Genomic DNA, 21,594 nt, shown 5'->3' on the forward strand with positions numbered 1-21,594 from the left:
CGCACTTTTTCGCTCGCTCCTCGCAGCACCTCACGTCGGGGTTAGAGTCCGCGCATGTCGATCGTGAGGACCGCCCGCGCCCGGGTGTCGCGCACCGGTGCCCCGGCCCCCGTCGGCTCCGAGCGGCTCCGGGCGATGGACAGCCTGCGTGGCCTCGCCATCGTGGTCGTCGTGCTCTCGCACGGGTGGATCCTGTGGCCGATCGAGTGGATCGACGACCACGCGTGGGTGCGACCGGTGTTCCGCAGCGGCAACTTCGCCGTCACCATCTTCTTCGTCGCGACCGGGTTCCTCGTCCACCGCTCGCTGTCGGCACACGGCCTGGCCACCATGAACCCCGCGGTCGGCATCGTCCGGCGCGTCATCCGGGTGGCGCCGGTGGTGCTCGTCGCCGTCCCGGCGGTCATCGTCGCCGGCGCCCTGGTGGATGACCCGAACTCCAGCAGCACCAACGCCAGCACGACCTTCCACGTGTTCACCTACACGTGGAACTGGTACCTCCAGACCGACGCCATCGACTCGCGGTGGGACCTCGGGCACCTCTGGTACCTCTCGGTCGACATGCAGGCCTTCGTCGCCCTCACCCTGCTCCTCTACTTCGTGCGCCGGCGGCCGGTCGCCCAGGTCGCGTCCCTCACGGGGCTGCTGCTGCTGCTGACGTGGTGGCGCATGCACGTCGCCGACCTCGAGTCGGTGATCAACGTCCTGCTCCGCACCACCGCTCGCATGGACGCCGTCGTCGTCGGCGTGCTGCTCGGCGTCCTGCTGACCTTCGTCCCGCCCGGGCGGTTCTCGGAGCGGGCGCTCACCTGGACCGGTGGCGCCGCGCTCGCCGCGCTGGTGCCGCTCTTCTGGTACTGCTCCGACGACGCCCGCTTCCTCGGGTGGGGCGTCACCCTCCTCGAGCTGGACGTGGCCGTCCTGCTGGGGACGATCGCCCTCGGCGCGCGGGTGCTCACGACACCGCGCCTCTCGGCGCTCAGCTTCCTGGGGCGGCACTCCCTCGTCATCTACGTGTGGCACTACCCGGCGTTCGCCGCCGTCGAGGCGCGGACCCGCTCGTGGGACTGGCCGCCGCGCGCAGCAGTCGCGCTGGTGGTCACCGCGGTGCTCTGCGTGGCCACCCACTACCTCCTCGAGCGCCACGTCGCGCGGCTGCTGCGCCACCCGGTCTGGCTGCGCCTGCGGCCGCGGGGCCCTGTCGCCGCCGCCGGTCCACGCCGCGACGAGCTGGCTGCCGACGACCTGTCGGTCCCGGTGGCCGCCGGTCCGGCGGACGGGGCTCAGGACCCGAAGCAGAACGTGTAGGTGCCGCCCGCGTCGAAGGTGACGGCCAGGTCCGCGAGCTGGGCCGTCGTCGCGACGTAGGTCCACTCGTCGGGCGCCGACCTCCACGTCACCGGGTCCGAGGTCAGGTCCTCGTCGGGACGCGACAGCACGGTGGTGACCGAGCCGGCCGGTCCGCGGAAGCGGAACCCCGCCCCGAGATAGCTGGTGAGCACCAGGGTGGGCGTCGCGTTGGTGGCCTGGAACGTCCGGCAGCTCGAGCGCCCCGTCACCTCCGGTGTGAAGGAGTCGGAGTCCAGGCTCTGCGGGGGTGCGAGCTCGAGCTCCTCGCCCCTGACCGCGACGTAGTAGTTGCTCTCGGCGTCGAGGCGGTCCTGCTCCGACGGGTCCAGGTCGGGCAGCTCGGAGCGCAACGCCGGGTCGGCGAGGCGCTCGAGGTCCTCCCCGCTGATGTAGGACCCGCGGACGGCGTCGGTCAGCAGCTTCTCCTGCGCCTCCGACGCGAGCATCGTGCCGGCCAGGTGCGTGCGGGTCAGGTCGCCGATCGCGACGACGGACTGCCCCACGCGGTACTGACCGAGGGAGGCGTGCACCAGCCCCAGGCACGCGACGACACCGACCAGCACGAGGGCGGGTCGGCGGGTGCGCACGTCCATCGCACGCGCGACCGCGGCGACGACGACGTCGAGCAGGACCGCGAGGCCGGGCAGGAGGAGCGCGAGGACGACGTAGCGGTAGCGGCTGGTCGTCACCTGCTCGATGCCGTAGGGCACCTGGGCGATCGCGCTGACCACGGCGTGGAAGACCGCACCCACGACACCGGCCACGGCAGCCTGGACGAGGAGCGGGTGGCGCCGCGCCGACACGACGATCGCGACCACGACGCCGAGCATGAGGACGGGCCCGGCACCCCAGCCGCCGGACACGTTGTCGAAGGGAGCGACGAGGAGCGCGGCCGCCGACTCCGGGACCTGGAGCACGTCCTCCCGGCTCAGCAGGATGCGCGTCGACCCGCGGCCCCACACGGCGTACCAGCCGAGGAACGCGACCGCGGGCACGGCGACGACCCGCAGCATGGCGACGAACCCGCGCGACAGCGCGAACACACCGACCCAGACCGCGGCCACCACGCCCCCGAGGGAGATGGTCACCGCGACCAGCAGCAGCACCCCGGCCGCCAGGCTGCCGCGCCGGTCGGCGTCGCGGCGGACCAGCACCAGCATCGCGACCGCACCGAGCAGGATCGACGAGGTCAGCGCCACCGGGGCCTCGACGAGGAACGCCTCCGACCCAGCCCCGTAGGTGAGCAGTGCGAGGGCGGCGACGAGGGACGCGACGCGTCCGCACCCGAGCCGCCGCAGCAGGCGATGCAGCACGACGACGAGGGCGAGGTGCACGAGCACGGTGAGAGCGAGGTAGGGCCAGTACGCCGTGAGGCCGACCAGCTTGAAGGGCAGCAGGTAGACCAGCACGAGCGTGAGCTGCCAGTGCGACGCGTGCGGAGCCATCAGGCTCTCGGTGCCGCCGGGCGCACCGCCCCGCTCGACGTAGTAGTGCAGCAGGTCCCCGCTGAACCAGCCCCGCCCGCCCAGCCACAGCGCGACACCACCCTGCACGACGAGCGCCGCGAGGAGGATCCACGAGTCCCAGCCGAGAGGCGGGGGGCGCAGACGACGCCGTCCCGCCGGGACGGTCACGTGCGCTTGCGCAGCTTGGAGAGCCGCCCGAGGACCTTGTGGGCCGCCTCGTCGGAGATCCCGAGACGACGCTTCAGCCGGTCGTAGACGTCGAGCACCGTGCGGTCCGCGACGATCGCTGCCTTGCGGGCGCGGCCCTCGTCGGGGCGGGCCTGGTAGTTGGTGGACCGGCGGACCGGGGCCGCCTCCTCGGTGAAGTAGTACATCGCCAGCGACCGTCGGGCCACGTCGGGCGGGCAGGTCAGCCCGTCGGGGTGGCCGTGGAAGGAGTCCTCGGTGGTGGTGAAGACCAGCATCCGGTTGCCGGCGGGCGTCACCGTGCCCTGGCAGGCCGTCATCGCCGGGTCCCAGAGCTCGAGCTTGCCGCCCCAGTCGTCGTGCCACTCCTCGTTGAGGTAGAGCAGGATGTTGACCCGCCGCGCCCAGTTCTCGTGGGTGTGGTGCGTGGTGAAGTCGGCGTGGATGTTGAGGTGGCCGCCGCGCTTGGTCATGTGCAGCCCGCCCCCGTCCATCGTGTAGTCCGGGATCAGGTTCGCGATGCCGGTGAGGTCCTCGAGGTAGGCGACGAACTCGGCCGAGCAGAACTCCTGGGCCACCGCCTGGAGGCTCTGCGCCCAGGTGTCCGGGTCGGTGTTGCTGAACTTGGTCTCGTTGACGTGGAGGTAGCCCTTCCAGAACTCGTCGTCGATCCCCGGGAAGTCACGGACCGCGGCGGCGAACGCCTCGGGCCGGAGCACGTCGTCGAGGACGACGTGCGGGAAGGGTGTCGCGGACTGGTACTGCGCGGCCGTGGCGTCGCGGCCGGCGTCGAGGCGCGTCATGTCGACGAGCTGCAGGGCGGTCTCCATGGCGCGCATCATGCCACCACGACCCGCTGCGGGAGGAGCACTCCCGACCATTGCCCGGGCCTTCGCGCGAACCGCGCCTGCGGGGGCTACTCACGGGTTACACTCGGCCGGTTCGTGAGGCGCACGTCACGTGGAGCGCCCGCTGGCACGCCCCCCTGGAGGAAGTCCCGTGAAGTCTGTCGACGTGCCGGAGGTCACCGGCCAGGAGGCCCGCACCCCCCGTGTGGGAGTGCTCGTCGTCGCCTACAACGCCGCCTCGACCCTGGAGCGCACGCTCTCGCGCCTGCCGGAGTCGTTCGCCGCCTCCGTCGACCACGTGATGGTCTGCGACGACGCGAGCCAGGACGACACCTACGAGATCGGGATGCGGTTCCGCGACACCGCGACGTTCCCGGTCACGGTCGTCAAGCACGAGCGCAACCTCGGCTACGGCGGCAACCAGAAGGCCGGCTACCGCTGGGCCATCGAGCACGGCCTCGACGTCGTGGTGCTGCTCCACGGTGACGGCCAGTACGCCCCCGAGTGCATCGAGGACCTGGTCGCGCCCCTCGTGAGCGGCGACGCCGACGCGGTCTTCGGCTCGCGGATGATGGAGAAGGGCGGCGCCCGGTCCGGCGGCATGCCCGCCTACAAGTACGTCGGCAACCGGATCCTCACCGGCTTCCAGAACGCCCTGACCGGGCAGCACCTCTCGGAGTGGCACTCCGGCTACCGCGCCTACCGCACCGACTCGCTCAGCGACCTCGACCTCGCGTCCTACTCCGACGACTTCGACTTCGACACCGAGATCATCCTCGGCCTGGTGCGCGCCCGGAAGCGGATCGTCGAGGTGCCGATCCCCACCTACTACGGCGACGAGATCTGCTACGTCAACGGGATGAAGTACGCCCGCGACGTCGCGGGCGACGTGCTGCGTCACTGGGCCACCGAGCGCGGCTTCGGCGGCGGCGTCGCCTCGACCGAGTCGGACCTCTACGAGCTCAAGGCGACCGGGTCCCACGGCGTGCTGCTCGAGTGGCTGTCCGGCCGCCAGCCCGCCAAGGTCCTCGACGCCGGCTGCTTCGACGGCCGGTTCGCCGACCTGGTGCGCCGCCAGGGCCACCACGTCACCGGTCTCGACCGCCAGAAGTTCGACGGCGTCGCGGAGCGGGTCAACGCCTTCATCGAGGCCGACCTCAACCAGCCGCTGCCCGACGCGATCCGGGCGGAGTACGACGTCGTCGTCGCCGGCGACATCCTCGAGCACGTGATGGAGCCCCAGCAGCTCCTCGACGACCTGGTCTCCAAGCTGGTCCCCGGCGGCGAGATCCTCGTGTCCGTCCCGAACTTCGGCCACTGGTACCCCCGCGGGCGGATCGCCGTCGGCAAGTTCGACTACGACCAGCGCGGCCCGCTCGACCGCGGCCACGTGCGGTTCTTCACCCGCGACACGATCGAGCGGCTCTTCGCCGAGTCCGGGCTCCGCGTGGTCGAGCGCCGTACCGTCGGCACGCCCTTCGAGTCCGTCGTGGACCGTCCCGGCACCCCGCCCGCGCGGCGCCGGCTCGTCAACGGCGTGACCCGCGCCGACACCGCGATGGTGCGGGCGTGGCCGCGCCTGTTCGGCTACCAGTTCCTCTACCGACTGGAGGTGGCGTGACCGATCCCGACCACCAGCGCCGGGTCATCAGCACGTCAGCAGGGCTCACCATCGGTGGCATCATCCACCTCCTCACCCTCTTCAACGTCTCGCGCGATCTCGGGCGTACTGCCGCGTCCGGGTTCTTCTCGGGCGTCTACGAGCTCCAGGCACGCGCCTTCCTCGACGGACGCATCGCCGTCCCCGACGGCAGCATGGCCATCGAGGGGTTCATCCGCCACGGCGTGACCTACATGTACTTCCCGCCGTTCCCGGCGCTGCTGCGCCTGCCGGTCCTCATGACGACGCACGAGTTCGACGGCAAGCTCACCGTGCTGTCGATGGCGCTGGCGTGGATCGTGTTCGTCGTCTGCACGACCAAGCTGGTGTGGTGGCTGCACGCCCGCGTCAACGGGTCGACGCAGGTCTCACGCGGGCAGGCGTGGCTGGTCGGGGTGTTCCTCGCCGCCGCCAGCGGCGGCACCTTCATGACCTACGACGCGTCACTGCCGTGGGTCTACCACGAGGTCTACGCCTGGGCGATCGCCTCCACCGTCGGCGCCCTCTACTGGCTCCTGCGCGTGCTCACCGCGCCGGGCTGGCACGAGGTGCGCTGGCTGGGGGCCTTCTGCCTGGCCGCGATCGGCACCCGCGCGACTGCCGGCTGGGCGCTCTGCCTCACGGTCGTCGCGGTCGCGGCGTGGTTCGCGGTGCGCCGCACCACCCCCGAACGGCGTCGCACCTGGTGGGGCATCCTCCTCGCCGGCGCGATCCCGCTCACGCTGTCGATCCTCTACAACCTGCACAAGTTCGACCACGTCTACATGTTCCCGCTGCAGGACCAGGTGTGGACCCAGGTCAACGCCCACCGGCGCGAGGCGCTCGAGGTCAACGGGGGCGCCATCACCGGCCTGCAGTTCTTCCCGACCGCGTTCCACGCCTACCTGTGGCCGACCGGGATCCGGTTCGTCGACTACTTCCCCTGGATCACGTTGCCGGCGCGGCCGCCGGAGGCCCTGGCCGGCGCCTTCGTCGACCAGGCCTACCGGACCGGCAGCGCGACCGCGTTCATGCCGCTGCTGATGGCGCTGCAGGTCCTGTCGACGCTCGTGGTGTTCTGGCCGCGCGCGCCCCAACGGCTGCGGGTGCTGCGGGTACCGATGGTCGCGGCCGTCCTGGTCACCGGCGGCGTGATGGCGTACGGCTACTTCGCCGCCCGCTACGCCAGCGAGTTCGTCCCGGCGCTCGTCCTCGGAGGCGCCATCGGCACGGTGCTGGTCGGCCACCACCTCAGGGGTCGCCGCTTGTTCCGACCCGTTGCCGTGGTGGCCACGGTGCTCGCGGCCTTCTCCGTCGCCGCCCAGCTCGCCATCGGCATCAGCACCGCGTCGGTGGCGGCCCGCGGACCCGACCTGGAGCGCTACCTCGAGTGGCAGCGCGCCGCCACGCCGACCGCGCAGGCCCGCCTGGTGACGTTCGCCGACTCCCTCGACGGCGGGCGCACCGACGAGCTGCGGGTGGTGGGCGACTGCGACGCGCTCTACCTCAACACCGGCGACGAGTACGAGCCGTGGACCACGGTGCAGGCACGCGGTCGTGCCGTCCGGATCCGTCCGGATGGTCGCCTGCGCCCGGGACGCGTCCCGCTCTTCCGGATCGAGGGCTCCCAGGACACCGTCCTGCTGGAGGTGACCGACGAGCGCGAGCTGCGGTTCGTGCTCACCGGCCCCGACGGCGAGTACGGCGCCAACACGTTCGACTTCCCGCCCAGCGGCTACGCCGACCTCAACCTGCGCAACCAGACGCAGTTCGGCTTCTACGAGATCTCCGCGATGCCGTCGGGGCCGGTCGGGTTCCTGCGCTCGACGGCGACGGACGACGACTGGTACACCCGCCCGGCGCCGCTGGAGTGGGTCGGGTCGGCCGCGGCCGCGGCGCGGGTCGGGGTCAGCCTCGAGCAGCTCGAGGGTCTCGACATGCCGCTGTGCGAGGAGCTCGCCGGCGCTGCACGCACGCTCGCGGGGTCCTGACCGACGATGCGCGTCGCCCTCCTGTCCTGGCGGGACACCACGCACCCCGACGGCGGTGGCTCGGAGGTGTTCGTCGAGGCGGTCGGCCGTGAGCTGGCCCGGCGGGGGCACGAGGTGACCCTGCTGTGCGCCCGGCACCCCGGGTCGGCGGGTCGCGAGGAACGTGACGGCGTGCGACTGCGGCGGCTCGGCGGGCGGCTCACCGTCTACCCGTGGGGACTGGCCTGGCTGCTGCGCCACCGACGCGACGTCGACGTCGTCGTCGACGTCGTGAACGGCCTGCCGTTCGCCAGCCCGCTGGTGCGCCGGCGCGGCGTGGTCGCACTGGTCCACCACGTGCACGCCGCGCAGTGGCGCATCATCTACCCCGGGTGGGGCGGGCGCGTCGGCTGGTTCGTGGAGAGCCGCGTGGTCCCGCGCCTCTACCGCTCACGCCCGTTCCTCACCGTCTCCGACGCCTCGGCGCGCGACCTGGCCGCGCTCGGCGTCCCACCGACGTCGATCACGGTCGTGCGCAACGGCCTGTCCTCCGCGCCACCGGAGCAACCGCCCGCGAAGTCACCGACGCCCCGGGTCGCGGTCCTCTCGCGCCTGGTGCCGCACAAGCAGATCGAGCACGCGTTCACCGTCGTGCGGCGGCTCGCCGACGAGGTGCCGGACCTGCACCTCGACGTCGTGGGTGACGGCTGGTGGCGCGACGAGCTCGTCGCCGCGGCCGGTGCCGCCGGCGTGGGCGACCGGGTCACCTTCCACGGGCACGTGAGCGACGCGCGGCGCGACGAGCTCGTGGGTCGCGCCTGGGTGATGCTCATGCCGTCGGTGAAGGAGGGCTGGTGCCTCGCGATCACCGAGTCCGGCGCGCAGGGCACGCCGAGCGTGGCCTACGCCGGTGCGGGCGGCGTGACCGAGTCCATCCACGACGGCACCACCGGACGGCTGGTCGAGGACCTCGACGAGATGGTCGCGGTCACCCGCGACCTGCTGGCGGACGCCGACGCGCGCCGACGCATGGGGGCGGCGGCGCGCGAGATGGCTGCCTCCCTCACGTGGGAGGCGTGCGCCGTGCGCGCCGAGCAGGTGCTGCTGGCGGCCGGCGGTGCGGCGGATCAGTCGCCGTAGACGAGGATCTGCTGGCTCGCGGGGTTCTTGTCCGGCGCGGTGGTCTGGCTGTAGACGAGGCTGAACAGACCGATCGCGGCGAGGATGCAGCCGATGAGGATCGGGAGGAACATGGCCAGCCAGCCGCTCAGTGCCGATCCGGAGGTGCCCGTGCTGCTCACTGATCTGTCTCCCTCTGCCGAAGTTACCGAGCGTTAGGGTACATGAACCGAGCCCCCGCGTCTCGCACTCAGCGCGTCGACCTGTGACGTCCGTGCGTGGGCCGGGCCCGTCCGCGCGCGGCGGCCCCCAGCAGGGTGCCGAGCGCCGCGAGCAGGACGCCGAGCGCCACGGCGTGGGACCCCAGGACCGCGAGCCTCCGCGCGGCACCGCCGGCCGGTGCGGCCGGCTCACCGCCGGGGACGCGGAGCACCTCCACGACCGGCGTCTGCAGCACCGGCTCGAGCCCGGTGGTGTCGACCTGCGGCGCGTCCGGGTCGTCGGGGTAGAGCACCACCCAGGTGACCCCGAGGTCGGGCAGCACCTCGGCGGGGGTGCCGCGCTCGAGCGCGGCGCCGATCCTCGCCGCGAGCGGGCCCTCCCCCGGCACCAGGACGTCGCCGACCTGCAGCGAGTCGCTGGTGACCACGTCGGCGTCGACCATCCGGGTCGCCGGGTCGGACGAGGTGATGCCGTCGTGCGCCCAGTCGAAGGAGCGGTAGGCGCGCCACGGCAGCGTCACCACGACGCCCGGGACCCCGTCGAGGACAGCCGCCGCGCGGTCGAGGTCGTCCGGGAAGCGCACCGGGGCGACCGTCGCCCACGTCCGGACGGTGGCGTCCGGCAGCAGGAGCAGGGGAAGCAGCGCGACGACCACGACGCCGGCCCACGCCCCCTCGGTCCGGCCGAGAAGGGCCGTGGCACGGGCGGCGCAGGCGCCGAACGCGGCGGAGACCAGCACGACCGCCGGGGCCAGCAGCTTCTGGGTGTCGCGCAGCAGGCCGGACCCGGGCACGTGCTCGACGAGCCACACCAGCCCGCTCGCGCCCCACGGGGTCGCGGCAGCGAGCGCGGTCCCCCCGAGCAGGAGCGACAGCACCACCCACCGGACGGTGTCGCCGGAGCCCCACACCCGGCGCAGCAGCGGCACGCCGAGGACCAGGACGCCCACGACCACGACCGCCGCCACGACCGCCGCTGCCGTGGCTCGGGTGGCCGGCTCGGACGCACGGTCCCAGATCCCACCCAGGCCGAGGAGTGCGACGACCGCGCCGTAGGGCGACTCGGTGTCCGGCGCGAAGGCCGCGACGCCCGACGCGTCGGAGGTGGACCGCACCGGTCCGGTCAGGGCCGCGACCACCCACGGGAGCTGCAGCACCAGTCCCCCGGTGGCCACCACCGCCGTCCGGCGCAGGTGCGGGGCGCACGCCACGACCAGGCCGGCCACCGCGAGCAGTCCGCCGGTCGGCGTGAGGGACGCGAGCGCGGCCCAGGCGACGGCGGCCGCGAGGTCGACGACGCGGCCGCGGGCCCGGTAGCGCATCGCGGCGGCCACCAGCCAGGGCAGCGCGGCGCACCCGAGCAGCAGGGCCCACTGCCCGAGCGCGAGGCGCTCGACCACGTAGGCGTTCCAGACCGCGAAGCCGGACCCCGCGAGCTGGGCGGTGCGACCGAGCGGGCGCACCAGCCGGGCGACGCCCCACCCGAGCAGGGCGAGGGTGAGCGGGAGGACGACCCGGGCGAGCACTCCCCCGTCGACCACGTGGGTGAGGGCGGCGACGGCTGCGTCGAGCGGCACGGCGCGGGGCGCCACGTCACCGAGTCCCCACGTGGCGTCGGTGAAGGGCTGGCGGGGCACGAAGACGAGGTCGCGCGCGAGCGGGTGACCCCCGCGGAGGTAGAGCGGGAGGCAGAGCAGCAGGGCCAGCGCGAGGGGCCACGCGAGCACCGCCCGGTCCTGCCACGAGGGCGCCGCCGGTGCTGCCGTTCCGGGGGTCGACGCCACGGCGCCAGCCTATGCTGTGCCGGATCCCTGACCCCGCCCGACGAGGACGCACGTGCCAGACCCGACCCTGCCGGTCCTCGACCTCGAGGCTGCGTGGGCGGCCGCGCAGCAGGTGCCCGGCTGGCTCACCGAGGCCCAGGCCGCCGACCTCTACGCCACCGCGCGGGCGGTCGCGCCCGCGCGCGTGGTCGAGATCGGGAGCCACCTCGGCCGGTCGACGGTCGTGCTGGCCGCCTCGGGCGCCGCGGTCACGGCGATCGACCCGTTCCCGGGCGACTGGCGCTACGGCCGCCCCGACACCGAGGCACGCCTCCGGGCCAACCTCGCCGCAGCGGGGGTCGCCGAGCACGTCGACGTCCGCGTCACCACCAGCCGGCAGGCGCGCGAGCAGTGGGACGAGCCGGTGCGGATGGTCTACGTCGACGGCAAGCACGACGTGTGGTCCTGCCTCGACGACCTGCGCTGGAGCAGGTTCCTCCAGCCGGGCGACGTGGTGCTGGTCCACGACGCCTTCTCGTCGCTGGGCGTCACCCTCGCGGTGCTGCGCGACGCCGTCGGCGGCAGCCGCCACCGCTACGTCTCCCGCACCGGCTCGCTCGCGCGCCTCGAGGTCGGCCGTCCCCGGCTCGCCGACCGCGCACGTGTCCTGCGCGAGCTGCCGTGGTTCGCCCGCAACCTCGTCGTCAAGGTGCTGCTGCGCCTGCGGGCGCGCCCGCTCGCCCGCCTGCTGGGGCACGACGACACCGCCGACCCCTACTGAGCGGACCCGTCCGGTGAACCTAGGATGCCGTTCGTGACGGCCCCGAGCAGCGCAGCCACGCGCCGCACCTTCGACGGCGGCGCGGTCGCCGTCGCCACGAGCGTGATGAACGTGGCGACCTACGGCTACACGATGGTGACCGCGCGGCTCGTCGGCCCGAAGGAGTACGGCGCGTTCGTCGCCTGCCTCGGGCTGACCCTCGTGGTGCAGGTCGTCGCCTACGGCCTGCAGGCCGCCGCCGCGCGCCGGATCGCCGTCGACGGGGCGAACGTCGCCGCGATCGAGCGGGTCGTCCTCGCCCTCGGGGCGAAGGTGTCCGTCCTCGTCGGGGTGGTCCTGCTGGCCGCCTCGCCGCTCGTCGGCCTGCTGCTCAACCTCGACGACCCGGTGCTCGCGGCGCTCGTCGGCCTCGCCGCCGTCCCGCTGACCTTCGCCGGAGCGCAGGCGGGAGTGCTCCAGGGCGAGAAGCGCTGGGGTGCGCTCGCGGCGTTCTACCTGGCCAGCGGTCTCCCTCGACTGGTCATCGGCACCGGCATCGTGGTCTGGCGTCCCGACGCGACCAGTGCGTTCCTCGGCGTGGTGGTCGGGCTCTGCTTCCCGGTGGCCGCCGGGTGGTGGGTCCTGCGCGGGCGCCGCACCGGACCGACCCCGCCCGACACCGAGCACTCGGCGAGGGCCGTGCTGGTCGAGGCGGCCCACAACATGCAGGCGCTCCTGGCCTTCTACGCGCTCTCGAGCGTCGACATCATCCTGGCCCGCCAGGTCCTGACCGAGCACGACGCCGGCCTCTACGCCGCCGGCCTGATCGTGACCAAGGTGATGCTGTTCCTCCCCCAGTTCGTCGTCGTGCTCGCCTTCCCGGACATGGCGACGGCCGACGGCCGCAACCGCGCCCTCGTGCGCAGCCTGGCGGTGGTCGGCGGGGTGGGAGTCGTCGCGGTCGCCGGGGCGAAGGTGCTGTCCGGCGTCGCGATGGTCTTCGTCGGCGGCGAGAGGTTCGCCGAGGTCGAGGGCTCCCTGTGGGTCTTCGCGGTCCTCGGCACCGTGCTCGCCATGCTCCAGCTCCAGGTCTACGCCGCGATCGCCCGCCAGGGGCGACGCGCCGTCGTCCTCGTCTGGGCCGCGCTGGTCGTGGCCGTGCTGGTCGGTCTCCGGGCCACGACGCTCGTCGAGCTGGTGGCGACCGTCGCCGCCGTCGACGCGGTCCTCCTGCTGGCCCTCGGCCTGCTGGGCTCGTGGGCGGGACGGCGTACGGCCACCACCGCCACGGTGCCGGTCCGGTGAGCACCTCCCGCGTGCGGGGCCTCCTCTCCGGCACCGGCGGCATCGTCGTCGGCACCGCCGTGATGAACGTGTGCACCTTCGGGTTCACCATCGTGGCGGCCGGGATCCTCGACACCGGGTCCTACGGTGCGTTCTTCGCCCTGCTCAACCTGCTCATGGTGGTCTCGGTCGTCAACATGGGGCTGCAGGCCACCGCCGCCCGTCGCATCGTCGCCGACCCGGCGTCGGTCGCGACCGTCGAGGCCTCGATCCTGCGCGTCGCCTACGCCACCTCGCTGGCTGTAGGGGCGGCGCTGCTGGTGCTGTCCCCCGCCGTGACCTGGCTGCTCCAGCTCGACTCGGTCGTGCCGGCGATCGTCCTGTCGGCCCTCGCCGTGCCAACCACGCTGATGGGTGCCCACGTCGGCATCCTCCAGGGCGAGAAGCGGTGGGCCGAGCTGTCGTGGGTCTACGTCCTGGCCGGCGTCCCGCGGATCCTCGGGCTGGCGGTGCTGTGGTGGCACCCGACCGAGAGCATCGCGCTGTTCGGCAGCGGGCTGGGCTACATCGCGCCGGTCGTGCTCGGCTGGTGGGTGCTGCGCCGGCCGCGGGTCCACGCCGACAGCACGGCGCCGGCGCGGGCGCCACGCGCACGTGAGGTGGTGGGCGAGGCGCTCCACAGCGCCCAGGCGCTGCTGGCCTTCTTCGCGCTGGCCAACGTCGACATCGTGGTCGCCCGGCACGTCCTCGACGACCACGACTCGGGGCTCTACGCCGTCGGCCTGCTGGTCGCCAAGATCATGCTCTACCTGCCCCAGTTCGTGGTGATCGTGATGTTCCCGTCGCTGGCCACCGCGACGCAGCGGCGACGGGCCGTCCTGCGCGGCACCACAGCGATCCTGGCGCTGGGCGCCGTCTGCACGACCGGCGTGGTGCTGCTCGCCGGGGTCGCCGCCGACGTGCTCGACAGCGGGAAGCTGCGCGCGGTCGAGGGCCACCTCTGGCTCTTCGCCGTGCTCGGCACCCTGCTCTCGGTGACCCAGCTCCTGGTCTACGCCACGCTCGCCCGCGAGGGGCGCCGATCGATCCTGCTCGTCTGGGTCGCCCTCGTCGCCGCCGTGGCAGCAGGGGCCGCCACGACCACCCCGACGCAGCTGCTCACCGTGATGATCGCGGTGACGACGGCGCTGACCGGTGTCCTCGTCGTCGCCAGCCTCCGCGCGGACCGCGCGGGCACGGAGCCCGACCGGTCAGTGGGCGGCGTCGTGCCAGCTGCGCCCCACGCCGACTGAGACGTCGAGCGGCACCGCGAGGTCGGCGGCGCCGCCCATCTCGGTGCGGACCAGCGCGGCGAGCGCCTCGGCCTCACCGGGCGCGACCTCGAGCACGAGCTCGTCGTGGACCTGCAGCAGCATCCGCGAGCGCAGGCCCTCCTCGCGCAGCGCCCGCTCGACGCCCAGCATCGCGACCTTCACCAGGTCGGCCGCGGAACCCTGGATCGGCGCGTTGAGGGCCATCCGCTCGGCGGTCTCGCGACGCTGGCGGTTGTCGCTGGTGAGGTCGGGCAGGTAGCGGCGACGCCCGAGGATGGTCTCGGTGAAGCTGGAGCGACGCGCCTCGTCGACGATCCCGCCGAGGTAGTCGCGCACGCCGCCGAAGGTCTGGAAGTACTCCTCCATCAACCCGGCCGCCTCGCCGGTGCTGATCCGCAGCTGCTGGGAGAGCCCAAAGGCGGACAGCCCGTAGGCGAGGCCGTAGTTCATCGCCTTGATCTTGGCGCGCTGCTCGACCGAGACGTCCTCGGCGGCGACCCCGAAGACGCGGGCGGCGGTGATGGAGTGGAAGTCCTGGCCGGAGCGGAACGCCTCGATCAGGAGCTCGTCCTCGGACAGGTGGGCCATGATCCGCATCTCGACCTGGCTGTAGTCGGCCGTCATCAGCGACTCGTAGCCCTCACCGACCACGAAGCCCTCGCGGATCCGGCGGCCGGCCTCGGTGCGGATCGGGATGTTCTGCAGGTTCGGGTCGGTGCTGGAGAGCCGGCCGGTCGCGGCGATGATCTGGTTGTAGGTGGTGTGGATGCGCCCGTCGGAGGCGACGGTCTTGAGCAGCCCCTCCACGGTCTGCCGCAGCCGGATCACGTCGCGGTGGCGCAGCAGGTGCTGGAGGAACGGGTGCTCGGTCTTCTCGAACAGCTGCTGCAGCGCATCGGCGTCGGTCGTCCAGCCGGTCTTGGTGCGCTTGGTCTTCGGCATGTCGAGCTCGTCGAAGAGCACGACCTGCAGCTGCTTGGGCGAGCCGAGGTTGATCTCCTTGCCGATCACGGAGTACGCGTCCTCGGCCGCGGCGCGCACCTGCTCGCCGAACTCGGCCTCCAGGCCCTCGAGGTAGTCGGTGTCGACGGCGATGCCGGTCTGCTCCATCCGCACCAGGGTGGCGATCAGCGGGAGCTCGACGTCGCGCAGCAGCGCGGTGCCACCGTGCTCCTCGACCGCACCGTCGAGGGCGTCGGCCAGGTCGAGCACGGCCCGCGCGGTCAGCATCGCGGCGTCGCTGGCGGTCGTGTCGTCGAGCGCGTCGAAGGTGAGCTGGTCGGCGTCGGCGGTGTCCTGGCGCAGCTCGCGCTTGAGGTAGCGCAGGGTGAGGTCGGCGAGGTCGTAGGAGCGCTGGTCGGGCTGGACCAGGTAGGCCGCGAGGGCGGTGTCGACCTCGAGGCCCTCGAGCTCCCAGCCGCGGGCGGCCAGGGCGAGGCTCGGGCCGTTGGCGTCGTGCAGCGCCTTGGGGCGCGCGGGGTCGGCGAGCCAGGCGGCCACGGCGGCGTCGTCGTCGGGACCGAGGTCGGCCGCGTCGATCCAGGCGGCGTCGCCCGACGCGGTCGCGACGGAGAGGGAGTGCACCTCGCCGGTCCCGGCCCGCCAGGTGCCGCCGACGGCCACACCGACGCGTACGCCCGCCGGCGCGTGCTCCTCGAGCCACGCCCCGACCTCGCCGGCGGCGAGCCGGCGGCCGTCGAGCTCGAAGCCCGACTCGGCCTCCACGGCGCCGTCGGGCTCGGGGTCGATCGTGTCGAGCAGGCGGGTGCGCAGCTCGCCGCGGAACTCCAGCTCGTCGAGCAGCTCGAGGCCGACCGTGCGGTCCCACGGCTGACGCCCGAGGTCACGGGGGTGGAGGTCGAGCGGCAGGTCGCGCACCAGCGCGTTGAGCTGGCGGTTGCGGATGACGTCGCCGAGGTGCTCGCGCAGCGCCTCGCCCTTCTTGCCGGTGATCTCGTCCGCGCGGGCGATCACGTTGTCGAGGCCGTCGTACTGGTTGATCCAGCGCGCAGCGAAGCCGGGGCCGACGCCCGGGACGCCGGGCAGGTTGTCGGAGGTCTCGCCGACGATCGCGGCAAGCTCGGGATAACGGTGCGGGGGCACGCCGTACTTCTCCTCGACCGCCTGCGGCGTGAGCCGCGCGAGGTTGCTGACGCCCTGCATCGGGTAGAGCACGGTCGAGCTCTCGGTGACGAGCTGGATGGAGTCGCGGTCGCCGGTGAGGACCAGCACCTCCATCCCCTCGGCCAGGGCCTCGGTGACGAGGGTGGCGATGATGTCGTCGGCCTCGTAGCCGGCGAGGTCGAGGTGGCGGATCGACAGCGCGTCGAGCATCCGACGGATCAGCGGCAGCTGGCTGCTGAACTCGTCGGGCGTCTTGTTCCGCTTGGCCTTGTAGTCGGAGTACTGCTCGAGCCGGAAGGTCTGGCGCGAGCGGTCGAAGGCGACCGCGACGTGGGTCGGGACCTCGTCGCGCAGCACGTTGACCAGCATCGAGGTGAAGCCGTAGACGGCGTTGGTGTGCTGGCCCGTCGCGGTGGCGAAGTTCTCCACCGGGAGGGCGAAGAACGCCCGGTAGGCCAGGGAGTGGCCGTCCAGCAGCAGGAGGCGGGGGCGGGACTCGTCGGTGGTGGGCTCGCTCGTCTCGGGCACCCGGCGACTCTAGCGGCCTCCTCCGACACCGACCGCGCGCAGCCCCGCTCCCCCGCGCGACACCCGGCGCGACACAATGGCGCCATGACCGACACGTCCGCGTCCCGCCCCGAGTCCCTCGCCGACCTCACCGTCGAGGAGCTGATCGCCTTCCTGCCCGAGGGCAACGGCCGGCTCAACGACAAGATGGGCGTCGAGCTCGTCGAGGTCTCGGCCGAGCGGGTCGTGGCCACGATGCCGGTGGAGGGCAACACCCAGCCGTTCGGGCTGCTGCACGGCGGCGCCTCGGTCGTGCTGGCCGAGACGCTCGGGTCGATCGGGTCGGCGATCCACGCCTACCCGCACAAGGTGGCGGTGGGCGTCGACATCAACGCCACCCACCACCGGTCGGCGACGTCCGGCCTCGTGACCGGGGTGGCCACGGCGGTGCACCTCGGGCGCAGCAGCACGTCCTACGAGATCGTCATCACCGACGAGCGTGGCAAGCGGGTGTGCACCTCGCGGATCACCTGCGCCCTGATCGACGCACCCGGCGCCTGACCCGGCACGACGGCCGGGTCAGCCGGCGACGCGCTCCCCGCGCCGCACCCGGCGGGCGGCGAGGACGCGGTCGATGCGCTGCTTGCTGCTCGCCGCCGGCGTCGCCTGGCGCGCCTTCGGCAGTCGGGCGCGCACCGCGCTCGTCGTGGCCGCGCGCAGCATCGCCTGGGGCGCGAAGGAGAGCCGCGCCATGAACCGGTTCGCGTCGCGCGCCTCCGCGGCCGCGGCGGTCTGGATGTGGGTGATGCCGTGCTGCTCGGCGAAGCGGCAGGCCGCCTCCATCAGCGCGCTGCCCACGCCCTTGCGGCGGAACTGCGGGAGGACGTGGGGCGAGACGGCGAGCACGGCCGGCTCGAGGTTGAGCGGGGTGAACGTCGTGGCCTCGAGGAAGACCGCGCCGGCGACCTCGCCGTCGACCTCGGCCACCGCGACCCACTGGTCGTCGCGCTCGGCCGCCGTCGCGACGATCCGGCCCACGTCGGCGAGCTGCTCGTCGAGCCCGCCGCGGCGCAGGATGTCGCTCCACAGCTCACGCAGCGAGGCCACGTCCCCGGGGCCTGCCGCGCGTACGGTCACCGGCGTCCGACTCATCGACCCACCATCCATGCACTCGACCACGTGGCCCCCCACCGGCCTGTCCCGGCGCCACACACGCGGGCGAGGATAGCGCCCGCGTCCCCCTCAGGCTACGCCGAGGTAGGCCTCCCGCACCGACGGATCGTCGAGGAGGTCGGCACCCGTGCCCGACTTCACGATGTTGCCGGTCTCGAGGACGTAGGCCCGGTCGCTGCGCGAGAGCGCCTGCTTGGCGTTCTGCTCCACCACCAGGATCGTGGTGCCCTGCTGCGAGATCTCGGTGATGATGTCGAAGATCTGCTGGATCAGCATCGGCGCCAGGCCCATCGACGGCTCGTCGAGCATGAGCAGCTTGGGCCGCGACATCAGCGCGCGCCCGATGGCGAGCATCTGCTGCTCACCACCCGACATCGTGCCGGCGACCTGCTTCTTGCGCTCGAGCAGCCGCGGGAAGAGACCGAACACCCGGTCGTAGTCCTCGTCGATGGCCGCCTTGTCCTTGCGGGTGTAGGCGCCCATGTTGAGGTTCTCGGTGACCGTCATGCCGGGGAAGATCCCGCGGCCCTCCGGGCACAGCACCAGGCCCTTGCGCAGCCGCTGGTCGGCGCGCAGCTTCGTGACGTCCTCGCCGTTGAACACGACCGAGCCCGCCGCGAGCCCGCGCACGCCGGAGAGCGCGCGCATCGTCGAGGTCTTCCCGGCGCCGTTGGCACCGATCAGCGAGACGACCTCGCCCTCGTTGACCTCCACGGTGATGCCGTGGAGGGCCTGGATCTTGCCGTAGTTGAGGACGGCGTCCTTCATCTCAAGCAGCATCGTCGGGCTCTCCCAGGTAGGCGGCGATGACCTTCGGGTTGCGGGCGACCTCGTCGGGGGTGCCCTCGGCGATCTTCTGGCCGAACTCGAGCACCACGATGCGGTCGGTCACGCCGAGGACCAGCTTCATGTCGTGCTCGATCACCAGGACCGTGTGCCCCAGGTCGCGGATCCGGCGGATGAGGCCCATCAGGTCCTCCTTCTCCGCCGGGTTGAAGCCGGCTGCCGGCTCGTCGAGGCAGATCAGCTCGGGCTCGGTGGCGAGCGCGCGGGCGATCTCCAGCCGACGCTGGTAGCCGTAGGGCAGGTTGCGCGCCAGCTCGTGGGCCCGGTCGGCGATGCCGACGAAGCGCAGCAGCTCCATCGAGCGCCGGCGACCGGCCCGCTCCTCGAGGGTGTGCCGGCTGATGCCGAACACCTTCGCCAGCGAGCGCCGCAGACCGCCCTCCGGCAGCTCCTCCTCCGACGGGCGGACCCGGTAGAGGCGGAACAGCACGCCGGGCACGCTGGAGCGGTGGCGGGCGTCGCATCCCACCATCACGTTCTCCATCGCCGACATCTCGGGGAAGAGCCGGATGTTCTGGAACGTACGGGCGATGCCGAGGTGGTTGATCTTGTGCGGCTTGGTGCCGGCGATCTCCTTGCCCTTGAACCGGATCTTGCCCTCGGTGGGGGTGTAGACGCCGGTCATCGCGTTGAAGCACGTCGTCTTGCCCGCACCGTTGGGCCCGATCAGGCCCAGGATCTCGCCGCGGCGGATCTGGAAGTTCACGTCGTTGAGCGCGACGACACCGCCGAAGCGCAGGGTGACGTGGTCGACCTCGAGCAGGGTCTCCCCCACCTCTCCCGAGGTCTCGATCGCGATCTGGTCGTGGTCGGACGTGTCGGGCAGCACCTCGGCGCCCTCGATCGTCGTCTGGCTCTGCTCAGACATCGGCCGCAGCCTCCTCCGCCTCGTGGCGTCGATCCTCGAACTCCCTCGCCCTGCGTCTGCTGGGCACCAGCCCCTGCGGACGCAGGATCATCACCAACACCAGCGCGACGCCGAAGGCGAAGGGCCGCCAGTCGACGAACTCGCGGAAGCGCTCGGGGAGGTAGGTGAGCAGGAACGCACCGAGCAGGGCGCCGTAGATGTTGCCGGAGCCGCCGATGACGACCATGGCGACGAAGAGGAACGACAGCTGCACCATGAACGCGTTGGGCTCGACGTACTGCTGCTTCGAGCCGAACAACAGGCCGGCCAGGCCGCCCAGGGTGGCGCCGATGGCGAACGCCCACAGCTTGAACTTGAAGCCGGCGACGCCCATGACCGCGGCCGCGTCCTCGTCCTCGCGGATGGCGAGCCACGCGCGACCGACCCGGCTGTTCTCCAGGCGGCGCGCCAGCCAGATGATGAGGATGAGGATCGACAGCGCCAGCCAGTACCAGCGCTCGGCGTCGATCGTGTTGAAGAACGCGCGACCGTCGATCTCCGGGCCGGGAGGCGTGGGCACGTTGATGATGCCCTTGGCGCCGCCGGTCACGTCGTCGAGGTTGCGCGCGGTGATGCGGATGATCTCGCCGAAGCCGAGCGTCACGATCGCGAGGTAGTCACCGCGCAGGCGCAGCGTCGGCGCCCCGAGGAAGACGCCTGCGACCAGCGACATGCAGATGGCGATCGGGATGCAGGCCGCGAACGGCACCGCCCACTCCTCCGACAGCCCGAACTTGCTCTGCATCGCCTGGACGACCGGCGACTCGGTCGAGCCGAACAGCGCGATCGAGTAGGCGCCGAGGGCGTAGAAGCCGACGTAGCCGAGGTCGAGCAGGCCGGCCAGGCCGATCACGACGTTGAGGCCGACCGCCACGATCATGTAGACGACGACGAGGAACAGCACGCTCGCCCAGTCCGAGCCGCTCGAGGTGAGGTCGGTGCGGATGTAGGCGAACGGCAGGATGTTGAGGTAGGGCAGGTAGAACGCGAAGGCGACCACGAGCAGGGTCGCCAGCCAGTGGAGCGGCTTCGGGGCGCTGTCCCACCGGTCGCGGATCCGGAGGCCGCGGTAGGCGGCTGCGATCTGGCTCATGCGCGTGCCTTTCCGAGGGACTCACCGAGCAGGCCGGTCGGACGGAACATCAGGATCACCACGAGGACCACGAACGCGTAGACGTTGGTCCAGCTGGAGTCCCAGACCGCCGAGGCGTAGACCTCGACGATGCCGAGGAACAGCCCACCCACGAGGGCGCCCCGGAGGTTGCCGATGCCGCCGAGCACGGCGGCCGTGAAGGCCTTGAGCCCGATGATGAAGCCGATGTCGAACTTCGTGATGTCGTACTGGACGGTGTAGAGCAGCGCGGCCACGCCGGCCATCGCACCGCCGAGCACGAAGACCAGCATGATCACGCGCTCCTGGTTGACGCCCATGAGCGACGCGGTGTCGGGGTCCTGCGCGACGGCGCGGACGCCGCGACCGAGGCGGCTCTTGTTCACGAACGTGTCGAGGGCGACCATCATCACGACGGCGCCGACGATGATCAGGATCCGGGTGTTGCTGACCGCGAGGTCGAGGCCCGGGATGGTGAAGACCGTCCTCGTCTCGAGGACCGACGGGATGTTGACCGTCACGCGGCCGAACGGCGGACCGAAGATCGCGCGCAGCACCTGGCCGAAGGTCTCGACGAGGACCATCGAGCAGCCGATGCCGGTGATCAGGAAGATGAGGGGCGGGGCGCCCTTCTTGCGCAGCGGGCGGTAGGCGATGCGCTCGACGGCGAGGGCGGTGCCTGCCGAGGCGAGCATCGCGGCCAGCAGCGCGAGGAGCGTGGCGGCGATGACCGTGCCCAGGCCCATGCCGGCGGTCGCGCCGATCACGGTGTAGACGCCCAGCACGGTCCAGGTGCCCACCATGAAGACCTCGGAGTGGGCGAAGTTGATCAGCTTCATCACGCCGTACACCATGGTGTAGCCGAGCGCGACGAGCGCGTAGATGGACCCGCGGGTGATGCCGTCCAGGGTGTGACGGTCCAACCCGCTGATCAGGGCGTCGAAGTCCACTCAGGGCCTCCCAGTCGTGGCCCCGTGGGGCCATGGAGCGGGGGCGGCCGGTCTCGG

General features: G+C 72.3%; 18 protein-coding genes. 8 read left to right on the top strand and 10 right to left on the bottom strand.

What is annotated here, in order from left to right; all coding sequences use genetic code 11:
- Positions 1-54: 54 nt before the first annotated feature.
- Positions 55-1,308, top strand: coding sequence for an acyltransferase family protein (locus KDN32_RS10690; RefSeq protein WP_211731947.1), 1,254 nt, complete (start codon positions 55-57; stop codon positions 1,306-1,308).
- Here KDN32_RS10690 and KDN32_RS10695 read toward each other — a convergent pair.
- Together KDN32_RS10695 and KDN32_RS10700 are read right to left on the bottom strand one after the other, a co-directional pair.
- The gene (locus KDN32_RS10695) at positions 1,284-2,984 is read right to left on the bottom strand and encodes a hypothetical protein (RefSeq protein ID WP_211731948.1); all 1,701 of its coding nucleotides are present in this window, start codon (positions 2,982-2,984) and stop codon (positions 1,284-1,286) included. The genes KDN32_RS10690 and KDN32_RS10695 overlap by 25 nt on opposite strands.
- Positions 2,981-3,832 carry a 2OG-Fe(II) oxygenase gene (locus KDN32_RS10700; RefSeq protein WP_211731949.1) on the bottom strand — a complete coding sequence of 284 codons (852 nt, stop codon included), beginning with the start codon at positions 3,830-3,832 and terminating at the stop codon, positions 2,981-2,983. Before KDN32_RS10700 ends, KDN32_RS10695 begins: the two co-directional genes overlap by 4 nt.
- A gap of 169 nt (positions 3,833-4,001) precedes the next feature.
- Here KDN32_RS10700 and KDN32_RS10705 point away from each other — a divergent pair, with 169 nt between their 5' ends.
- From KDN32_RS10705 to KDN32_RS10715, 3 genes are read left to right on the top strand one after another with little or no spacing between them, the layout of a single operon-like run.
- Positions 4,002-5,471, top strand: a complete 1,470-nt coding sequence (locus KDN32_RS10705; protein ID WP_211731950.1) for a bifunctional glycosyltransferase/class I SAM-dependent methyltransferase — start codon at positions 4,002-4,004, stop codon at positions 5,469-5,471.
- On the top strand, positions 5,468-7,480 hold the full coding sequence (locus tag KDN32_RS10710) for a hypothetical protein (RefSeq protein WP_211731951.1): 2,013 nt from the start codon (positions 5,468-5,470) through the stop codon (positions 7,478-7,480). Before KDN32_RS10705 ends, KDN32_RS10710 begins: the two co-directional genes overlap by 4 nt.
- Before the next feature lie 6 nt (positions 7,481-7,486).
- Positions 7,487-8,599 (top strand): glycosyltransferase family 4 protein, encoded by a 1,113-nt coding sequence (locus KDN32_RS10715; RefSeq protein ID WP_211731952.1) that lies wholly within the window; start codon positions 7,487-7,489, stop codon positions 8,597-8,599.
- On the opposite strand, the gene KDN32_RS10720 is transcribed toward KDN32_RS10715, so the two are convergent.
- Both KDN32_RS10720 and KDN32_RS10725 read right to left on the bottom strand, forming a co-directional pair.
- Entirely contained in the window at positions 8,587-8,760 is a 174-nt protein-coding gene (locus KDN32_RS10720; protein ID WP_211731953.1) for a hypothetical protein, read from the bottom strand. The two genes, KDN32_RS10715 and KDN32_RS10720, sit on opposite strands and share 13 nt — an antisense overlap.
- A gap of 68 nt (positions 8,761-8,828) precedes the next feature.
- Complete coding sequence (locus KDN32_RS10725; RefSeq protein ID WP_211731954.1) at positions 8,829-10,583, bottom strand: MmpA family trehalose lipid delivery protein; 1,755 nt, start codon at positions 10,581-10,583, stop codon at positions 8,829-8,831.
- Positions 10,584-10,635: 52 nt separating this feature from the next.
- Here KDN32_RS10725 and KDN32_RS10730 point away from each other — a divergent pair, with 52 nt between their 5' ends.
- Genes KDN32_RS10730 through KDN32_RS10740 form a run of 3 tightly spaced genes read left to right on the top strand, consistent with a single transcriptional unit; the run spans position 10,636 to position 13,898 of the window.
- Positions 10,636-11,343, top strand: a complete 708-nt coding sequence (locus KDN32_RS10730) for a class I SAM-dependent methyltransferase (RefSeq protein ID WP_211731955.1) — start codon at positions 10,636-10,638, stop codon at positions 11,341-11,343.
- 24 nt (positions 11,344-11,367) lie between these two features.
- Complete coding sequence (locus KDN32_RS10735; protein WP_211731956.1) at positions 11,368-12,627, top strand: oligosaccharide flippase family protein; 1,260 nt, start codon at positions 11,368-11,370, stop codon at positions 12,625-12,627.
- Positions 12,624-13,898, top strand: coding sequence for a lipopolysaccharide biosynthesis protein (locus KDN32_RS10740; protein WP_211731957.1), 1,275 nt, complete (start codon positions 12,624-12,626; stop codon positions 13,896-13,898). The genes KDN32_RS10735 and KDN32_RS10740 overlap by 4 nt, the downstream gene beginning before the upstream one ends.
- Here the strand turns inward: KDN32_RS10740 and polA are convergent.
- A complete protein-coding gene (polA, locus tag KDN32_RS10745; RefSeq protein WP_211731958.1) occupies positions 13,857-16,571 on the bottom strand; it encodes a DNA polymerase I in 2,715 nt (904 codons plus the stop codon). The two genes, KDN32_RS10740 and polA, sit on opposite strands and share 42 nt — an antisense overlap.
- Positions 16,572-16,655: 84 nt before the next feature.
- Between polA and KDN32_RS10750 the strand changes: the two genes are divergently transcribed.
- Positions 16,656-17,111, top strand: a complete 456-nt coding sequence (locus KDN32_RS10750) for a hotdog fold thioesterase (protein WP_211731959.1) — start codon at positions 16,656-16,658, stop codon at positions 17,109-17,111.
- 18 nt (positions 17,112-17,129) lie between these two features.
- On the opposite strand, the gene KDN32_RS10755 is transcribed toward KDN32_RS10750, so the two are convergent.
- From KDN32_RS10755 to KDN32_RS10775, 5 genes are all read right to left on the bottom strand, one after another.
- Entirely contained in the window at positions 17,130-17,702 is a 573-nt protein-coding gene (locus KDN32_RS10755; protein ID WP_211731960.1) for a GNAT family N-acetyltransferase, read from the bottom strand.
- Between the two features lie 90 nt (positions 17,703-17,792).
- Positions 17,793-18,503: an ABC transporter ATP-binding protein gene (locus KDN32_RS10760; RefSeq protein ID WP_211731961.1), complete on the bottom strand. Its 711-nt coding sequence runs from the start codon at positions 18,501-18,503 to the stop codon at positions 17,793-17,795.
- The gene (locus tag KDN32_RS10765) at positions 18,493-19,437 is read right to left on the bottom strand and encodes an ABC transporter ATP-binding protein (protein WP_211731962.1); all 945 of its coding nucleotides are present in this window, start codon (positions 19,435-19,437) and stop codon (positions 18,493-18,495) included. Before KDN32_RS10765 ends, KDN32_RS10760 begins: the two co-directional genes overlap by 11 nt.
- Complete coding sequence (locus KDN32_RS10770; RefSeq protein ID WP_249216407.1) at positions 19,430-20,569, bottom strand: branched-chain amino acid ABC transporter permease; 1,140 nt, start codon at positions 20,567-20,569, stop codon at positions 19,430-19,432. The genes KDN32_RS10765 and KDN32_RS10770 overlap by 8 nt, the downstream gene beginning before the upstream one ends.
- A complete protein-coding gene (locus KDN32_RS10775) occupies positions 20,566-21,537 on the bottom strand; it encodes a branched-chain amino acid ABC transporter permease (protein ID WP_307853944.1) in 972 nt (323 codons plus the stop codon). The genes KDN32_RS10770 and KDN32_RS10775 overlap by 4 nt, the downstream gene beginning before the upstream one ends.
- Between the last annotated feature and the right edge of the window lie 57 nt (positions 21,538-21,594).

It is taken from the genome of Nocardioides palaemonis (assembly GCF_018275325.1).
GTDB lineage: Bacteria > Actinomycetota > Actinomycetes > Propionibacteriales > Nocardioidaceae > Nocardioides > Nocardioides palaemonis.